17 protein-coding genes are annotated in these 17176 nt (G+C 72.9%); 6 read left to right on the forward strand and 11 right to left on the reverse strand.

Translation table 11 applies throughout. From position 1 onward, the window contains the following. Positions 1 to 341 precede the first annotated feature (341 nt). The 3 genes from R2N01_RS08460 to R2N01_RS08470 form a co-directional block, all read right to left on the reverse strand. Positions 342 to 2378, reverse strand: coding sequence for an NAD(+) synthase (locus R2N01_RS08460; RefSeq protein ID WP_316670279.1), 2037 nt, complete (start codon positions 2376 to 2378; stop codon positions 342 to 344). Between the two features lie 96 nt (positions 2379 to 2474). Then, on the reverse strand, positions 2475 to 3644 hold the full coding sequence (locus R2N01_RS08465) for a uroporphyrinogen-III synthase (RefSeq protein ID WP_316670280.1): 1170 nt from the start codon (positions 3642 to 3644) through the stop codon (positions 2475 to 2477). Between the two features lie 12 nt (positions 3645 to 3656). Next, the gene (locus R2N01_RS08470) at positions 3657 to 3812 is read right to left on the reverse strand and encodes a hypothetical protein (RefSeq protein ID WP_316670281.1); all 156 of its coding nucleotides are present in this window, start codon (positions 3810 to 3812) and stop codon (positions 3657 to 3659) included. A gap of 25 nt (positions 3813 to 3837) precedes the next feature. Between R2N01_RS08470 and R2N01_RS08475 the strand changes: the two genes are divergently transcribed. Continuing rightward, the gene (locus R2N01_RS08475) at positions 3838 to 5028 is read left to right on the forward strand and encodes a PatB family C-S lyase (RefSeq protein WP_316670282.1); all 1191 of its coding nucleotides are present in this window, start codon (positions 3838 to 3840) and stop codon (positions 5026 to 5028) included. Between the two features lie 43 nt (positions 5029 to 5071). Here the strand turns inward: R2N01_RS08475 and R2N01_RS08480 are convergent, their stop codons facing one another. Then, positions 5072 to 5929, reverse strand: coding sequence for a hypothetical protein (locus R2N01_RS08480; protein ID WP_316670283.1), 858 nt, complete (start codon positions 5927 to 5929; stop codon positions 5072 to 5074). A 217-nt stretch (positions 5930 to 6146) separates the two neighbouring features. Between R2N01_RS08480 and R2N01_RS08485 the strand changes: the two genes are divergently transcribed. From R2N01_RS08485 to R2N01_RS08495, 3 genes are all read left to right on the forward strand, one after another. Continuing rightward, positions 6147 to 7355, forward strand: a complete 1209-nt coding sequence (locus tag R2N01_RS08485) for a glycosyltransferase (RefSeq protein WP_316670285.1) — start codon at positions 6147 to 6149, stop codon at positions 7353 to 7355. A 97-nt stretch (positions 7356 to 7452) separates the two neighbouring features. Then, positions 7453 to 8265 carry a PIG-L family deacetylase gene (locus tag R2N01_RS08490; RefSeq protein WP_316670287.1) on the forward strand — a complete coding sequence of 271 codons (813 nt, stop codon included), beginning with the start codon at positions 7453 to 7455 and terminating at the stop codon, positions 8263 to 8265. A gap of 111 nt (positions 8266 to 8376) precedes the next feature. After that, the gene (locus R2N01_RS08495) at positions 8377 to 9354 is read left to right on the forward strand and encodes a ribose-phosphate pyrophosphokinase (RefSeq protein ID WP_316670288.1); all 978 of its coding nucleotides are present in this window, start codon (positions 8377 to 8379) and stop codon (positions 9352 to 9354) included. A 32-nt stretch (positions 9355 to 9386) separates the two neighbouring features. Here the strand turns inward: R2N01_RS08495 and R2N01_RS08500 are convergent, their stop codons facing one another. The 7 genes from R2N01_RS08500 to R2N01_RS08530 all read right to left on the reverse strand — a co-directional run bounded on the left by R2N01_RS08500 (position 9387) and on the right by R2N01_RS08530 (position 16279). Beyond that, positions 9387 to 10232, reverse strand: a complete 846-nt coding sequence (locus tag R2N01_RS08500) for an ABC transporter permease (RefSeq protein WP_316670289.1) — start codon at positions 10230 to 10232, stop codon at positions 9387 to 9389. A 1-nt stretch (position 10233) separates the two neighbouring features. Next, positions 10234 to 11154: an ABC transporter ATP-binding protein gene (locus R2N01_RS08505; RefSeq protein ID WP_316670291.1), complete on the reverse strand. Its 921-nt coding sequence runs from the start codon at positions 11152 to 11154 to the stop codon at positions 10234 to 10236. Between the two features lie 163 nt (positions 11155 to 11317). Then, positions 11318 to 11908, reverse strand: a complete 591-nt coding sequence (locus tag R2N01_RS08510) for a MarC family protein (RefSeq protein ID WP_316670292.1) — start codon at positions 11906 to 11908, stop codon at positions 11318 to 11320. A 247-nt stretch (positions 11909 to 12155) separates the two neighbouring features. After that, positions 12156 to 13514 (reverse strand): MFS transporter, encoded by a 1359-nt coding sequence (locus R2N01_RS08515; RefSeq protein WP_316670294.1) that lies wholly within the window; start codon positions 13512 to 13514, stop codon positions 12156 to 12158. A 521-nt stretch (positions 13515 to 14035) separates the two neighbouring features. Next, on the reverse strand, positions 14036 to 14698 hold the full coding sequence (locus R2N01_RS08520) for a response regulator transcription factor (RefSeq protein ID WP_316670295.1): 663 nt from the start codon (positions 14696 to 14698) through the stop codon (positions 14036 to 14038). Between the two features lie 137 nt (positions 14699 to 14835). Then, positions 14836 to 16035 (reverse strand): sensor histidine kinase, encoded by a 1200-nt coding sequence (locus R2N01_RS08525; RefSeq protein WP_316670297.1) that lies wholly within the window; start codon positions 16033 to 16035, stop codon positions 14836 to 14838. Between the two features lie 109 nt (positions 16036 to 16144). Beyond that, positions 16145 to 16279 carry a hypothetical protein gene (locus tag R2N01_RS08530; protein ID WP_316670299.1) on the reverse strand — a complete coding sequence of 45 codons (135 nt, stop codon included), beginning with the start codon at positions 16277 to 16279 and terminating at the stop codon, positions 16145 to 16147. Between the two features lie 123 nt (positions 16280 to 16402). Between R2N01_RS08530 and R2N01_RS08535 the strand changes: the two genes are divergently transcribed. Together R2N01_RS08535 and R2N01_RS08540 are read left to right on the forward strand one after the other, a co-directional pair. Next, positions 16403 to 16852, forward strand: coding sequence for an HIT family protein (locus R2N01_RS08535; RefSeq protein WP_316670301.1), 450 nt, complete (start codon positions 16403 to 16405; stop codon positions 16850 to 16852). Beyond that, positions 16852 to 17176: molybdopterin-binding protein (locus R2N01_RS08540; RefSeq protein ID WP_316670302.1), on the forward strand; the 325-nt coding region annotated here is incomplete at its 3' end. The genes R2N01_RS08535 and R2N01_RS08540, both read left to right, overlap by 1 nt.

Genomic DNA, 17176 nt, shown 5'->3' on the forward strand with positions numbered 1-17176 from the left:
GCTCGTGGCGGTGATGGCCGCGTCCTGCCGGGCCGTACTCGAAGTCATCCCGGTCCATGCTCATGCAGTGCTTGAAATGCCTGGTCATTGTCGAACTCCTGATTCTCGTGCCCTTGCCGGGCGGTCGGTCCGCGGTGATCGCGGTGGCTCTCGTGCGCCGTGCGGGGCCCTGGCGGCCCTCCGCCGGCCTCGCGCTCGCCGGTCCGGCGCCCCGGTCGGGCGTGGAGCGCCGCGCCCGCAGACATCGATCTGTTGTCGATATATCGAAGATACAGTGATGTACCGATGGAGGCAAATGCGGATGCGGATCGGAGACGGACCGGGGACGCCGCCCGGGATCCTCAACCCCGGCCGGGAACGTTCTCCAGGTCGGCCAGCCAGAGGCGGGCGTTGCCGTCGGACGGCGAACGCCAGTCGCCGCGCGGACTCAACGCGCCGCCGGCCAGCACCTTCGGGCCGTTCGGGATGGCCGTGCGCTTGAACTGCGACTGCATGAAGCGCCTGCAGAAGACGCCCAGCCAGTGCTTGATCTCATCGAGCGAGTAGGCGGGCCTCTCGTCCTCGGGGAAGTTCGCGGGCCAGTCGCCGGCGTCCGCGTCGCCCCAGGCCCGCCGGGCCAGGAAGGCGATCCTGGCGGGGCGGAAGCCGTGGCGCAGCCAGTAGTAGAGGGCGAAGTCGTGCAGCGCGTACGGGCCGATCGCGTCCTGCGTCGACTGCGGCCTGGCGCCCTCGGCGACGGGGACGAGCTCGGGGGTTATCTCGGTGTCGAGGATCGACTGCAGGATCGTGCCGACCCCGTCCGAGAACTGGCCCGAGGCGATGACCCAGCGGACCAGGTGCTGCATGAGGGTCTTCGGGACGCCCGAGTTCACCGCGTAGTGGCTCATCTGGTCGCCGACGCCGTAGGTGCACCAGCCGAGCGCCAGCTCCGACAGGTCGCCGGTGCCCAGTACGATGCCGCCGCGCTGGTTGGCGATGCGGAACAGGTAGTCGGTGCGCAGGCCGGCCTGCACGTTCTCGAAGGTGACGTCGTACTCGTCGTCGGCGTGGCCCAGGTCGTGGAGCAGCCGGGCGGCGGCCGGGCGGATGTCGAGCGTCGCGAAGGTGGTGCCGAGGGCCTGCGCCAGCGCGGACGCATTGGTCCTGGTGCGGGCGCTCGTGGCGAAGCCGGGCATCGTGAAGGCGAGGATGTCGGTGCGCGGGCGCCCCGCCAGGTCCATCGCCCTGGCCGCGACGAGCAGGGCGTGCGTCGAGTCGAGACCGCCCGAGACGCCCAGCACGATCTTCGGGTCGCCGATGGCCCCCAGGCGCTGGCGCAGCGCGGCCACCTGGATGCTGTAGGCCTCGTAGCAGTCCTGTGCCAGGCGCGAGCCGTCGGCCGGGACGAACGGGAAGCGCTCCACCTCGCGGGCCAGCCCGAGGTCGGTGCGCGGCGGGTCGAGAACGAGGTCGATGACCCTGGCCCCTGCGTCCAGCCCCGCATCGGCGAGGGCGATCGCGTTGTCGTCGAAGGAGCCGTTGCGCAGCCGTTCGCCGGCCAGCAGCTCCAGGTCGACGTCGGCCACCGAGGCGCGGGGGCCGTCGGGGAAGCGCTCGGTCTGCGCGAGCAGGGCGCCGTTCTCGTAGATCATCGTCTGGCCGTCCCAGGCCAGGTCGGTGCTCGACTCGCCCAGGCCGGCGGCGCAGTAGACGCAGGCGGCGATGTCGCGCGCCGACGCCGACCGGCACATCAGGTGGCGGTCGGCGGCGCGCCCGACGGTGATCGGCGAGCCCGAGATGTTGACCAGCACGGTGGCCCCGGCCAGTGCGGCGCGCGAACTCGGCGGCACCGGAACCCACATGTCCTCGCAGACCTCGACGTGCACGTCCAGGCCGGCGACGTCGGTGGCGCGGAAGTGCAGGTCGTCCCCGAAGGGCACCCGGCCGAGCCCGCCCAGGTCGATTTCGCCGCGCAGGCCGGCGCCGGAGGCGAAGTAGCGCTTCTCGTAGAACTCGCGGTAGTTCGGCAGGTGGCTCTTGGGCGCCACGCCGAGCACGCGCCCGCGGTGGACCATCACGGCGCAGTTGTACAGGCGGTTGCCGCGGCGCAGGGGGGCGCCGACGACGAGCAGCGGCGTCAGGGCCGCAGTGGCTCCGGCGAAGGAGGCCAGTGCTTCGAGCGCCCCGTCGAGCAGCCGCTGGTTGAGCAGCAGGTCGTCGATGGCGTAGCCGGTCAGGCTCAGCTCGGGGAAGGCGACGACGGCGGCGCCGCGGCCGGCCATGCGGCCGGCCTGCTCGGCCAGGCGTGCGGCGTTCGTCGCGGGATCGGCGATCGCGACGGCTGTCGTGCATGCGGCGACGCGTGCGAAGCCCTGATCGTAGAGCGAGGCGAAGTTCATGGTTCTCCTGTGGTCGGCCTGCGTGCACCCAATTGTCGTCCCCGCCCGGCGGGCGGCGCACCCCCGGCCCGCCGGAGGCCGCCCTCGGCCGGCCGTTCAGCTGGCGTCGACGAGCAGGTACCCCCTGCGCACCACCGTCCGGATGGACGCCGGGCTGGCCAGCGCCTCGCGCAGGCGGGCGATGGCGACCTCCGCGGCGTGCGGGTCGGTCGAGTCGCCGGGCAGCACGTGGAGGATCTGTTCGCGGCTGACGGTCCGGCCCGGATGGCTCGCCAGCAGGCGCGCGACCGCCAGGCCACCGGGCGCCAGGCCCAGCGCCCGCTGCCCGAGGGCCGCGTCGGTGGCGTGCACGCGCAGCAGGCCGGCCGGGATGACGCAGGTCAGGGCGTCCTCGGTGATCCTCGTCGAGATGTAGCGGACGAGTGCGCCCATCCGGCCGCGTTCCGGGCAGCCCACGTCGAAGCCGGCGTCCACGAGGGGCCCTGCGGCGACCTGGCCGACCGCCGCGAGGAGAAGGCCGCCCGAGAGGTTCTGCTCGCGCACGTTCCCCAGGGCCTTGGCAGCCTCGAGGGAGCTCACCCATGCGGCCGAGCCGGGGGACGAGGTGAACGCCACCGCGTCGAAGCGGGCGGCGCGCAGCTCGTCGATCGAGTTCGTCACGGCGTCGGCGTCGGGCGGCGGGCCCCAGCGGTAGACGGTCAGCGGCGTCACCCGGGCGCCCGCCTCGCGCAGCGCCTCGGACAGGCCGTCGTCGCCGGCGCCGTGGCACTGGATGACCACGTGCCTGCCGGCGACGCCCGTCTCGAGCAGGTGCTCGAGGATCTCGTGCGAGCTGGCCCGGGGGGAGACCCACGCCGGATCGGCCCCGGCCCCGCGCAGCGCGCCCACCGCCTTCGGGCCGCGGGCGATCGTGCTGGTGGCCCCCAGCATCTCGGACAGCGCCTCGGACAGGCCGGCCGTGTCGGCGGCGTCGAGCCAGGCGCGCAGGCCGATGCCCGTCGTCACGACGACGGCGTCGGGCGGCGAGTCGAGCAGGTCGCGGGTCCTGCCCAGCAGGCTCGCCTCGTCGATGTGGTGCTCGACGCCCATGCTCGGGGCGACGACGGTATGGGCGCCGCGGCGCTTGAGGGCGGCCGACAGGTCCTCGGCCCGGCGCTGGGCGGTGATGAGGACGCGGGTGCCGGCCAGCACCTCGTTGAAGGCCGCATCGACGAATCCGCGCGCGCTCGGCCCCCGTCCGGCACCATCGGCGACTGGGTTCGTCACGGGCCAAGCCTGTCACGGGCCGGGCGCCGAGCGGGAACGTTCCGCCACGGGATTCGCCGCGCCCGGACGGACGACCACCGGATCCGCCGCGACCTGGTGGACCGGGGCGATGCGCGGGCGCACGGCGGTGCACTTGCCGCCCCCGACGGCGCCGGTGAGAGAATCCACGGGTCACTCATCAACGGGAGGGCCGATGGACGCCGATGCTTTCGCGCAGCGCTACCAGGTGGAGCGCCGCAACACCGATTCCCTCAAGTGGGATGCCCTGGAGGCGCGCTTCGGCGATCCCGACCTGCTGCCCATGTGGGTGGCCGACACCGAGTTCCGCGCCCCCGAGGCCGTCCTCGACGCGCTGACCGAGCGCGTCGCCCATGGCGCCTTCGGCTACGCCACGGTGCCCGACTCCTACTTCGAGGCCTTCGACGCCTGGGCCGCCGCCCGCCGGCAGGCCCGCGTCGAGAGGGAGTGGGTGCGCTTCGGAACCGGTGTCGTCTCGTCCTTCTACTGGATGATCAGCGCCTTCACCGATCCCGGCGACGCCGTCATGCTGACCACGCCGGTCTACTACCCGATGCACAGCGCCGTCCGCGACACCGGCCGCCGGCTCATCACCTGCGAGCTCGCCCGCGACGAGAACGGCGAGTACGGCTTCGACCTGGGCGGCTTCGAGCGCACCATTGTCGACGGCGACGTCAAGGAGTGGATCGCCTGCTCCCCGCACAACCCGGTCGGCCGCGTGTGGACCGAGGCCGAGCTCGACGCGGTGCTGGGCATCTGCGCCAGGCACGGCGTCATCGTCGTCGCCGACGAGATCCACCAGGACGTCCTGCCCGGCTCCCGCCCGTTCGTCGCCATGTCCGAGGTGGCCGATGGCGCCTACCGCGACCGCGTCATCACGCTGAACGCCGTCTCCAAGACCTTCAACCTGGCGGGCCTCGTCCACTCGCACATCATCATCCCCGACGACGCCCTGCGCGCCCGCTACGACTCCTGGTCCAGGGCCTACGTGCGGACCGAGCCCAACATCATGGGCCTGACCGCGGCCGAGGCCGCCTGGCGCGGCGGTGCCGAGTGGCTGAGCGGCTTCACCGACCTCGTCCGCGTCAACGACCGCGATTTCCGGGCGCGTGTGCGCGAGGTCGCCCCGACGGCCCAGATCCCGACCCTCGAGGGCACCTATCTGCTGTGGCTCGACCTGCGCGATTACGTCCGGCCCGCCGACCTGAGGTCGTTCCTGCAGGACACCTGCGGGCTCGCCGTCGACTACGGCGAATGGTTCTCGTCCCGGGCCAGGGGCTTCGCCCGGTTCAACCTCGCCACCACTCCGGCCATCCTCGCCCAGGGCGTCGGGCGGCTGGTCGACGGCCTGAGCGGCCTCGTCTGATCCCACGGCCGTCGACGCGGTTCCCCGGCCCGCCCGCGGCGCCTCAGCCGTTGGCGATGGCGATCTCGTCGGTGTACGCGCAGTACCAGGTGAGCGAGTCGTCACCGGCGCGGAAGAGCACCTGGTGGTAGCCGTTCGTCGTCTGGTCGCGGCCGCCGCCGAGCGCCACCCACGGAACCTGGTCGAGTGCGAGCTCGGGGGCGTCGGCGTCGGGGGCCAGCCTGAGCGGCCTGGTGGCGATCTCCGTCGTCGCGCGGCCGTCGGAGGCCGGTTCCAGGCAGGGGCCGGTCGAGGCGCGGACCGGGGACGTGCGGATCGGCATGCCGTTCTCGAGCTCGATCGTATTGGCGACCTCGTGGGCCGGCAGGTCCGAGCAGGCCTCGTTGTTGCGGATCAGGCGCGTCACGGTGATCCTCCCGGTGGCGGCGTCGACGCTCAGCGACTTGGTCGAGTTGCCGCACGAGGCGTCGTCGGTGATCGGGTACGGCGACTGGACCGCGGTGCCCTGCTCGGCGTCCCAGGTCCACACGTAGGCGTAGTGCCAGTAGTCGCTGCCCTCGCCGCTCGTCAGCCAGACGACGGCGTCCTCATAGCCGTCGTGGTCGAGGTCGGCGTACTGCACCGGGTTCCCGCTGGTGCCGGTGTCGACCTGCCACCAGGAGTCCTGCGAGCCGGCCGAGCCGGGGCTCAGCGTCTGCCCCGAGCGGGCGTCGTACCAGTCGGTGGCGGCGAAGTCGAAGCTCTCGATGGCCTTGGCCCGGTCGGTGCTCGTGGCGCTGGGCGCGGTACTCGTGGGGCCGTAGCCCGAGGAGCCGTCGCCCCTGGCCGACGGGTCCTGGGCGCAGCCGGCGGCCAGCAGTGCGGCGAGTGCGACGAGCGCGGGGAGGATGCGGCGGTTCATGGGCCCAAGACTAGGCGAGGCGCCCGCCCGCGGGCCGCAGCGACTGGCACTGCGGGGCCGACCGGTCTCCGTCCTCGCAGGCCCCTCGGCGTCCGCGGCGGGGCCGGTGCGCCTTCACTTTCGGCGAAAGACCCCCTTGACCGGGGATGGCTCTGGATGCTGTCCTCTTCCGCGCCCGTCTATGGGAGAATCGACGAGAACGACGGAGGTGGACTCGATGGTTGAGCCGGTGCGCATCGCCTTCGTGTCCCTGCACACGTCCCCGGTCGCCTCCCCCGGATCGGCCGATGCGGGCGGCATGAACGTCGTCGAGCTGAACTCCGCGATGGCCCTGGCCCGGGCGGGTCGCAGGGTCGATCTCATCACCCGCCGCGAGGACCCCGGCGCGCCCGCCCGGTCCGAGATCGCGCCCGGCGTGCGGCTCCTCAACCTCGACGCCGGCCCGGCCAGGGTCGTCGCCAAGAGCAGGGCCGAGGCGCTCATCGAGCCCTTCCGCGAGTCCATGGGCCGGCTCGACCCGGTCTACGACATCATCCACTCGCACCACTGGTTCAGCGGCGTCGCCGCCCTGCCGCTGGCCCTGCGGTGGGGCGTCCCGCACGTCCAGAGCTTCCACTCGGTCTCGGCCCCGCCCGGCGCCGACTCGCTCGAGGCCGGCGAGCCGCCCGAGTCGCCCGGCCGGCCCGCCGGCGAGGCGCTGGTGGCGGCGCGGTCCGACCTCATCGTGGCCGTCTCCGAGGCCGAGAGGCGGACCATCATCGACCGCTATGGCCCTCTGGCAACGCCCATCATCCCGGTGCACCCCGGCGTCGACACGGAGCGCTTCCGCCCGCTGCGCCCCGGCGAGAAGCACTGGGCCTGGGGCGAGACCGGCGGCTGCTACTTCCTGTTCGCCTCGCGACTGCAGCCGTTGAAGGGCCCCGACCTGGCCATCCGCATGATGGCCGAGATCCCCGAGTTCGACAGGCCGCACCTGGTCGTCGCGGGCGAGGCCTCGCAGGACTTCACCCACTACGAGGACGAGCTGCACCGGATGGTGCACGAGCTGGGCCTGGACGAGCACGTCACCTTCCTCGGCTCGCAGACCCGCGACGAACTGGCCTGCATGCTGCGCGGCGCCTGCGCGCTCATCAACCCCAGCTATTCCGAGACCTTCTCGCTGATCTGCCTCGAGGCCGAGGCCAGCGGCGCGCCGGTCATCGCCGGCCGGGTCGGCGGCATCCCCGAGGCGGTCCGGGACGGCGTCACCGGCATCCTGCTGGAGGGCCGCGACCCCGCCGCGTGGGCCGCCGCCGCGCAGTCCATCCGCGACGACGGCGAGCTGCGCGAGCGCATGATCAGGGCCGACAGGGCCTTCGCCGAGGAGCACGGCTGGGACCGCACCGCGGCCGGGCTGCTCGCCGCCTACCGCAGCGTCTCCCGATGACCCGCGCCCCGGCCCCGGTCGCCCCGCCGGATCGGCGCCGCGGCAGTGCTGCCGGGCCCGTGCGGGGGCGGGCCGGCCCCGTCGATATGGTCGGCGCATGGCAGGACCGACGAGGAGCAGCGCGCCCACCGACAACGCCGACGCGATCGAACGCCTCATCCACGACCCGACGGGCATGCGCGTGCTGCTCGTGCACGCCCATCCCGATGACGACACCCTCTCGACCGGCCCGCTGGCCGCCTGGGTGGCGAGCAGTGGCGGCAGCGTCGAGCTGGTCACCTGCACGCGCGGCGAACGGGGCGAGGTCGTGGCGGGCGTCCTGCCCGAGGGCGTCACGCCCGCCGAGCTGACGGCCGTCCGCGAGGCCGAGCTGACCGCGGCCTGCGCCGAACTGGGCATAACGGACCGGTGGTTCCTCGGCTCCGCGCCGTGGCGCGAGGCCGGACTGGACGACTGCCGCTACGAGGACTCCGGCATGCGCTGGGTGACGCCGACCCTGGCCGGACCCGCCCATGACGCCGGCGGGGGCTCCCTGACGATGGCGCCGCTCGCCCAGGAGATCGCCGACCTGCGCGCCGGCATGGCCGGCCGCGGCTACGACGTGCTCGTCAGCTACGACGACGACGGCGGCTACGGCCACCCCGACCACGTGCGCTGCCACCAGATCGCCGCCTTGGCCTGCGAGCAGACCGGCACGCCCTTCGTCCAGGTGCTGTCGCAGGGCGACGACCCCGGCGCCGTCGCGGCCGGCTGGCTCGATGTCGTCGACCCGGCCCTCGAGTCCCGTGTGGTCGCGGCCCTGCGCCGCTTCCGCACCCAGCTCACCGTCGTCGGCTCCGGTGCCGAGCGGCGCATCCGCCACGTCGGGGGCCAGCGCCAGGAGATCCCGCGCCGGATCGGCCTGCTGTGATCCGGCCCTCCGGGGGCGGGCCCCGGCAGCGCACCGGCGGGGCCGGTCCGGGGGCGTGCGCCGGCGGACGTCTAGGCTGGTGGGGCACGGATCCGCTGTGGAAGGACGACTGTGGAAGACATCGTCGTGTTCTCGGGCTCGGCTCACCGCGAGCTGGCCGGGAACATCTGCAAGTACGCGAAGGTCGATCTCTCGCCGGTCGAGATCAGCCGCTTCAGCAATGACTGCCTCCAGGCGCAGCTGCTGGTGAACGTGCGCCAACGCGACGTCTACATCGTGCAGCCGCTCGTGCCGCCCACTCAGAACCACCTCATGGAGCTGCTGCTGATGGTGCAGGCCGCCAGATCGGCCTCGGCCGCTCAGGTGACCGCGGTCATCCCGCACTACTCGTACGCGCGCTCCGACAAGAAGGACGCCTCGCGGATCAGCGTCGGCGGCCGCCTCGTCGCCGATCTGCTGGTCACCGCCGGCGTCGACCGCGTGCTCACCATGCAGCTCCACTCGCCGCAGGTGCAGGCCTTCTTCTCGGTGCCCGTCGATCAGCTCACGGCCATGGGCGTCATCGCCGAGTACTACCGCGGCAACTGCGGGAACTCGGTGGTCGTCAGCCCCGACTTCGGCAACGCCAAGGCCGCCTCCAACTTCGCCCGCCTGCTCGGCCTGCCCGTCGCGGCCGGCTCCAAGCGCCGCCTGGGCGATGACAGGGTCGTCATCGACATGGTCGTCGGGGACGTCGTGGGCAGGCACTGCATCGTCCTGGACGACGAGGTCGCCACCGGCGGATCGATCATCGAGCTCACCCGCAGGCTCAAGGAACAGGGCGCCCTGTCCGCCTCCGTGGCCTGCACCCACGGCCTGTTCGCCGCCCGCGCCGTCGAGCGCCTGCGCGCCGAGGAGTTCATCGGCGAGGTCGTCACCACCGACACCGTCCCGGCTCCCGCCGACTGGCCCGAGCTCCGAACGCTGTCCGTCGCCCCGCTGTTCGCCGAGGCCATCGACCGCATCCACCGGGGCAGGTCGATCTCCAAGATGTTCGACGGCGTCGATCCCGCCTACGCCCCGCCGAAGAACCAGGGCAAGCTGTTCTGAGCCGTCCGGCCCGGCGCGCCCGCCGGCCGGCCTCAGACGCGCCCGGTGCTGCGGGTGAACCTGCGCGCCGCCCAGAGCGCGAAGCCCGCGAACCAGCAGACCGCGTTGACGAGCGCCCAGCCGAGCGAGTCGTGGGCGGTGCCGAAGGTGCTGCCGCCGGTCAGGGCCCAGCGGGCGATCGCCGCGGCGCCGTACATGGGGGTGAACCGCCCGATGGTCAGCATCGTGCCCGACAACGGGATGAACAGATCGCCGCAGAAGGCCAGAGCCGTGATGACCAGGCCGGGCACGTGGATGACGACCTCGGCGCGCAGGGCCAGGCCGATCGCCAGGCCGAGGGCCGAGAAGATGGCCGAGGACGCCCACGCGCCCACCAGGCCGCAGGCCCAGGCGGCCACCGTGCCGCGCGCCCCGGTGGCCGCCCCGAGCAGGCCGACGATCCCCACCGGCAGGACCGCCATGCACATGGCGCCGGCGATCTTGGTCAGCACGTAGCCGCCCGTGCTGAGCGGGGTCAGGCGCATCGTGCGCATCCAGCCCGACGCCTTCTCCACGGCGATCGAGGCGGCCGCGCTCGTGCTCGCCGCCGCCGAGCCGTAGACGGCGATGCCGATCGTCATCCACATCGCGAAGTTGCCGCCGGGCATGTCCGCGTTGGACGAGCCGGTGCGGAACAGCGCCAGGTAGAGCACCGCCGGCAGGATGAGGTTGAAGATGAGGTTCGAGCGGCGCATCGGCCGTCGGACCTCGCACCACAGGTAGTCCAGGGGGATGCCGCGCAGCCTGCTGCGCCGCGGCGGCAGCCGCACCGAGTTCGCCTCGCGGACGGGGCCGGGGCCCACTGCGGTGGACCCGGGGGCAGGGGTGATGGTCGTCATGTCAGTTCTCCATGGTGGTCGAGGTCAGGGCCAGGAAGGCGTCGTCCAGGCTGCGCGGGACGACCCGTATCTCGCGCCCGCCCAGCTCCAGCAGGCGCCGGGCCAGCGCGTCCGAGTCCCTGTTGTGCAGATAGGTGCGTCCGGCCCGTTCCTCGAGCAGCCTCGTGCCGGGCAGCCCGATGCGGGCGAGGGCGCCGTGCGCCAGCTCGGCCGAGACGACGCAGCCGCCGGCCGCCGTGCGGATGGCGTCGGTGGAGTCGTCGGCGATGACGCGGCCCTCCTTGATGAGGACGACGCGATCGGCGAACTCGTCGACCTCCTCGAGGTAGTGGGTGGCGAAGACGATCGTCCTCCCGGCCTGGGCCTCGACCCGGATCTCGCGCCAGAAGTCGTGGCGGGCCTGGACGTCCATGCCCGCCGTCGGCTCGTCGAGGATGAGCAGGTCCGGGTCGGGCAGCAGGGCCAGGGCGAAGCGCAGCCGCTGCTGCTCGCCGCCGGAGCACTTCGCCACCTGGCGGTCGGCCAGGTCGATGATGCCCGCCCGGTCCATGCACGAGCCGATGTCGGGCTCGGGGTAGAGGGCGGCCAGGACGCGCATCGTCTGGTACACGGTGCTGTCGGCCAGCAGACCCCCGCTCTGGGCGACGACGGCCGTGCGCCCGCTGCGGGAGGCTTCGAGCGGCGCGCCCCCGAAGACTCTTACCGACCCGGCGTCGGGCCTGGTCAGCCCGAGGATCATGTCGATCGTCGTGGATTTTCCGGCGCCATTGGGGCCGAGCAGGGCGACGATCTCGCCGGCACGGACGGTGAGGCTCACGTCCTTGACGGCCTCGATGCGCCCGCCGGTGGCCGTGCGGAAGGACTTGCTGATGGAGCCGGCCTCGATGACGGTCTGCCCCGGTGTGCTGATGGGTGCGTTCACGGCGCCTCCTCCTGGTCGTTGGGGCGATGCCCGCTCCCAAGTCAAGACCGGTGCGCCGGGCCTGTCGAGGGGCTCACGTCGATCTTCGGCGCGCTGTCATGACCGCGACGTGACGAACGTCACGCCGGGCGCGGGTCTCCGCGGGGCCGGCGGGCCCCGCCCGTCAGAACTGGAAGAAGTCGCGGATGCCGCCGAGGAGCATCTGCGTGGAGACGATGACCAGGATCATGCCCATGAGGCGCTCGACGGCGGTCAGGAAGCGCTCGCCGAGCCAGCGGTTCAGGTAGCCCGAGAAGAACAGGATGATCGAGCAGGGCAGCCAGGCCAGGGCGACGGCGGCGAGCATCTGGGGCAGTCCGTCGGGGTGCTGGTTGGCCATGATGATCTCGGTTGCCAGCGCCGACGGGCCGGCCGTGTAGGGCACGGCCAGCGGCACGATGAAGGGCTCGGTGAATGTGCGCTCGGTCAGATTGCTCTCGGGCGTGGGGAACATCATCTTGATGGCGATGAGCAGCAGGATGAGGCCGCCGGCCGTGGCCAGCGCCGGTTGGGTGACGTGCAGCACGGACAGCAGCTGCCGGCCGGCGAGCAGGAAGGCCAGCATGATGAGAAGGGCGATGCACAGCTCCCGGGTCAGGACGAGCTGGCGGCGGCCGCGGTCGACCTTGCGCAGGGCCGTCAGGAAGATCGGGATGTTGCCCAGCGGGTCGAGGACGAGGAAGAGCGTCAGCGCGGACGAGAGCACGAGGTTCACGGGGCCTCCTCCCCGAACGTCGGCGCGGGGCGCTGCCCGCATGAGCACGAGTGAGGATCTTGTCGATCTTCACTGGAGCAGGTTTTCCTGCCGTTCATCACATGCACCGGCGAAGATGTTATCCAGCGGCTCGTGGATCCACAAGTTGTGGACGATTGCGGACGGAGGACGCGGGATTCTTCGCCGGGAGGGCCATTGCCCGGGAGGAGGTCTCGTCGGGGCCGTGTGGGCCCGGCGCCGGACGGGCTCAGGCCCGCGCGCCGGCGGAGGGCTGCTCGTCCTCGGCGCCCCCGGCCCGGGTGCCCCTGTTGAAGACCGCGTCGCCGGGGCCGCGCGAGGCGGCCAGGAAGCCCGCCGCGGCCAGCAGGTAGCCGGCGCCCATGCCGATCATGGCGGACGTGCTCGCCGCATCGGCGGGCAGGACCGAGGCCGCGATGACGGCGCCGAGCACCGTCGAGACGTTGTAGAGCACGTCGTAGAGCGTGAAGACGCGTCCCCGGTGGTCGTCGTCCACATGGGCCTGCACGACGGTGTCGACCTGCACCTTGAGCGACTGGCCGGCCAGGCCGATGAGGAAGGAGTTCACCAGCAGTGCCGGCACGGCCATGACGGCGCCGACGGTGGCCTGCGAGAGCGCCATGACGAGCAGCATCGCGCCGATGCAGCGCCGCACGCCGATGCGATCGGCGATCGGCACCGACACGACGCCCGACAGGACGAAACCGACGCCGCTCACGGCGAACCAGCCGCCCGCGCCGGCGATCGCCGTGCCCAGGCGCCCCTCGCCGGCGAAGCGGTGGCGGTGGACGACGATGACGAAGGCCATGAGGAAGCCGTAGCCGATGCGTACGACGGCCTCGGACAGCAGCGCCAGCCGGGCCGGGCGGCGGGCCGACAGGTGGCGCAGCCCGGTGGCCAGGCCGTGCGCCACGTCGCCCACCGTCGTCCGCTCGGCGCCGTCCTCGGGGCCGAGGGCGTCACGGGGGATGCGCCCGGCGGCGCCGGCCGCGCCGATGAACAGCAGCGCGGCCAGGACGAAGATGAGCCCGTTGGCCGCGTCCGTGCCCAGGGGCCCGCCCAGCACAAGGCGGATGACGCCGGCCGCGGCGCCGCCGAAGAGCGCGGCCAGGGGGCCGATCATCGGCATGATCGAACTCGCCTCGAGGTACTCGGACTCGTCCACCGTGCCGGCCAGGCCCGCCTGCAGCCCGGCCAGCGTGAAGCGGTTGAGGCTCAGCATCACCAGCAGCAGGACGGCCAGGACGACGCTCGCCCCGCCGCCGGTCAGGTGCGAGGCGATCATCGCCGCCAGGACGAGGCTGCAGGCGGTGCGCGTGAGGTCGACCAGCACGGAGATGCGCTGGCGCCAGAAGCGGTCGAGCAGCACCGAGACGAAGGGGCCGAACAGCGAGTAGGGGAGCATCGTCAGGGCGAGCACCCCGGCCACCGCCCAGGCGCTGGTCTGGCTCTGCGGGTCGAACAGCAGGTACGAGGCCATGCCCACCTGGGCGGTGCCGTCGCCGGACTGACCGGCCAGGCGCACGATCATGAGCCGGCGGAAGTCACGGTGCCCGCCCAGCCTGCCCAGTCTCCGGGTGAATTCCACGCGCCGCCTCCTCCAGCGTCTCCCGGAGTCTAGTTCGCCCGCGCGCCCCCGTTCGGGCCGGTCCGAGGCCGCAGTACGGCCCGCGTGGGGTCGATCCCGGAGCCGGCGCCTCGTCGGGCGGCAGCCGCTCATCGGGCGCTGGTCGTTCCCCCGGTGCGCGCCTCAGTGCGCGTTTGGAGGGGCACCAGAGGGCTGCTGGTCACCCCCAGCAGCCCTCTGGGCGTCTGCGGGCCGCGAATGCGGCGGATGCCCTGGACTCTGCGGATCTGCGATCGGCTGCGTCATCGGGCGATGCGAGCGGCATGAGCAGAACATCTGGAACACCCTGATCTTATACGGGCACCGGCCCTAGGGGGCGCGGTGCGACCGAAATGTGACCGCATGCGGTCCGAAAAGTGCAACAGCGCGCCCGTTCCGGACGCGATCCGCCTTGTGGAGGGGGCGGATCCGCGGTGCGCGTAACGTGCCGGCGCCCTTCGCGCCAAAGGACGGCAACCTGGGTGCCCGGCCGCCGCGGCCGTTCAGGGGTGGACGAGGCCCGTCTCGTAGGCGATGAGGACCAGGCCGACGCGGTCGCGCGCCTCGAGCTTGGACAGCAGCCGTCCGATATGGGTCTTGACGGTGCCCTCCGCCATGAACAGGTGCTCGGCGATCTCGGCGTTCGTCGCGCCGCGCGCCACCTCGCCGAGGACCTCGAGCTCGCGCTCGGTGAGCACCGACAGGCGGTCGTCCTCCTCGCCGACGTGGTCGGGCAGGGTGGGGGCGACATGCTCGAGCAGGCGGCGCGTCGCGCTCGGGGCGACGACGGCGTCGCCGGCGGCGACGGTGCGGATGGCCGCCAGCAGCTCCTCGGGGCGGGCGTCCTTGAGCATGAAACCCGAGGCGCCGGCCTTGAGGGCCGAGAAGACGTACTCGTCCAGGTCGAAGGTGGTCAGTACGAGGACGCGCGTGTCGAAGCCGGACTCGATGACGCGGCGGGTGGCCTCGACGCCGTCCATGACGGGCATGCGGATGTCCATCAGCACCACGTCGGGCCTCAGGGCGCTCAACCGGTCGATGCCCTCGGCGCCGTCCGCCGCCTCCCCGGCGACGCTCATGTCGTCCTGGGCGTCGATGAGCATGCGGAACCCGCTGCGCACCAGTTCCTGGTCGTCGACGAGAAGCACCGTGATGGGCTCGGTCATGATTCCTCCTGCACTCGCTCCCGGCCCGCGCCGGGCGTCCCGCGCGGGCGGCTGTCCCCAACCTAGCCATCGGCCCCCCGCCGGACCGGCAGCGACGGGCCGGTCACGGCCCACCCGTGCTCCGGGCGGGTGCGGACTCACGCGCCGGCCTGCTCCGACGGCAGCTCCGCGTGCACGGCGAACCCGCCCTCGGGGCGGGGGCCGGCGCTGGCCGTGCCGCCCATCGCGGAGGCGCGCTCGGCCATGCCGCGCAGGCCGTTGCCCGCCCCGTCGTCCAGGACGGACGCCCCCGCCCCGTCGTCCACGACGTCGATGACGATGCGGTCGGGGCCGTAGTCCAGACGCATCCGGCAGGCGGCCTGCGGGCCGGCGTGCTTGAGGAAGTTCGTCACCGCCTCCTGGCAGATGCGGTAGGCGGCCAGCCCCAGCGTCGGCGGCACCTGCGGCGCCCGGCCGGCGACCTCCAGGCGCACCCGGTCACCGGCGCGTTCGACCATGGCCGGGATGTCGCTCAGCGTCGGCTGCGGGCGGTACTCGACGGGACCCTCGCGCAGTACGCCGACGATACGGCGCATCTCGACGAGCGCGTCGCGGCTGGTGTCGGCGATCGTGTCGAGCACCCTGGCCGCCGCGTCGGGGTCCTTCGCGGCCAGGGCCTTGCCGCCCTGCGCCTGGACGGTGATGACGCTCAGCGAGTGGGCGACGACGTCGTGCAGCTCGCGGGCGATCTCGTTGCGGATGCGGGCCTCCATCGTGCGGGAGCGCTCGACCTGGGCGGCCAGCTCCGCCTCGTACTGGGCCTCGGCGGCCAGCTCGCGCTCCAGCTCGACCAGGTCGTTCTCGCGGGTGCGGCGCCCGATCAGGTACGGGATGAGTACCATCGCCGAGCAGATCAGGAAGAGCAGGTAGAAGACGCTGCGCGGATCCGGCGCGGCGATCCACGGCTCGCGCGTGTGCGACCAGCGGTAGGGGCCGACGATCGCGCCGATGAAACCGGCCAGTACCGCCAGGCGCGAGCCGTGGCCCTGGACCCAGCGCGCGACCGAGTAGGTGATGATCGGCACCGCGATGAGCGAGAATGTCGGGGCCTCGATGGCCACGCACTGCAGCAGGCCGCCGACGGTCGCGATGGCCAGCATGATCAGCGGTCGCCTGCGGCGCAGGACGATCGGCACGGTCAGCGGCAGGCTCGCGAGCACCGTCGCCAGGTAGGAGTCGCGGTGCGGGAAGGTGACATCCCCCCAGAAGCAGGTGAGCACGGTGAGGCCGGCGGCCAGCGCCGCATCGGCGATGAGCTCCCTGCGGGTGCCGCGACGGGGCATGGGGATGAAGCTCATGGTTGCAGTCTATGGTCGGCGCCGCCGGCCGGGGAGGGCCGCGGACCAGTGGGCGACAGCGGTCCCGCAAGGGGCGTCGTCGGTGCCGGGGCGGGCCCGTCGCTGGGGCTCAGCGCTCCGGGTCGCGGCCGATCTCGGCCCACAGCTCGACCTCCCGCCTCTCCTCGCGGCGGCGGTGCAGATGGGCCAGCCCGAGGAGCGCGCCGACGATCGCCGCGAACCAGCCGGTTCGTCTCGGCATCATGGCAGACCCCCTGTCGGGGCGCCGGAGGGAGGGCGCCCCCTGCAATCCTGGCGTCGGGCGCGCCGGCGCGCAAGCGGTCTTCCGTCGGCCGCCGCGTGCCGCCGGCGTGCCACGATGGGGACCATGAGCACTGTCTTCACGAGGATCATCGGGGGCGAGATCCCCGGGCGCTTCGCATGGGCGGACGAGGAGTGCGTCGTCTTCGCGTCCATCAACCCGATCACCGACGGCCACCTGCTCGTCGTCCCGCGGGCGGAGGTGGCGAAGTTCACCAGCGCCGACGACGAGCTGCTGGCCCACCTCATGTCCGTCGCCAAGATCGTCGGCCAGGCCGTCGAGAAGGCCTTCGACGCGCCGCGCGCCGCCCTGCTCGTCGCCGGCTTCGAGATCCCGCACCTCCACCTGCACGTCCTGCCCGCCTGGGGCGAGGCCGAGCTGGGCTTCGCCAACGCCAGGAGCGGGGTGCCCGGCGCCGAGCTGGACGCCGCCACCGAGAGGGTCCGGGCCGTGCTGCGCGAGCTCGGTCACGGCGCCAGTGTGCCGGTCGGGCTCGACTCCGCGGCGCTGGCCTGATGGCGGGCCCGTCCGCCGACGGCGCCGTCCCCGCGGAAGGTGTCACCGCGCGGGTCATCACCGTCTCCGACCGCTGCGCGAGGGGCGAGCGCGAGGACCTGTCCGGCCCGCTCGCCGCCCGTCTGCTCGCCGAGGCCGGCATCGAGGCCGGCCCGGTCGTCGTCGTGCCCGACGGCCTCGAACCGGTGCGGACCGCCATCGGGACCGCGCTCGGCGACGGCTGCCGGTTCGTCCTGACGACCGGCGGCACCGGGATCGGCCCGCGCGATCTGACGCCCGAGGCCACCGGGCCCCTGCTCGCCGCCCGGCTGGACGGGCTGGCCG

The sequence above is a fragment of the uncultured Propionibacterium sp. genome, assembly GCF_963539965.1.
Lineage (GTDB): Bacteria > Actinomycetota > Actinomycetes > Propionibacteriales > Propionibacteriaceae > Propionibacterium.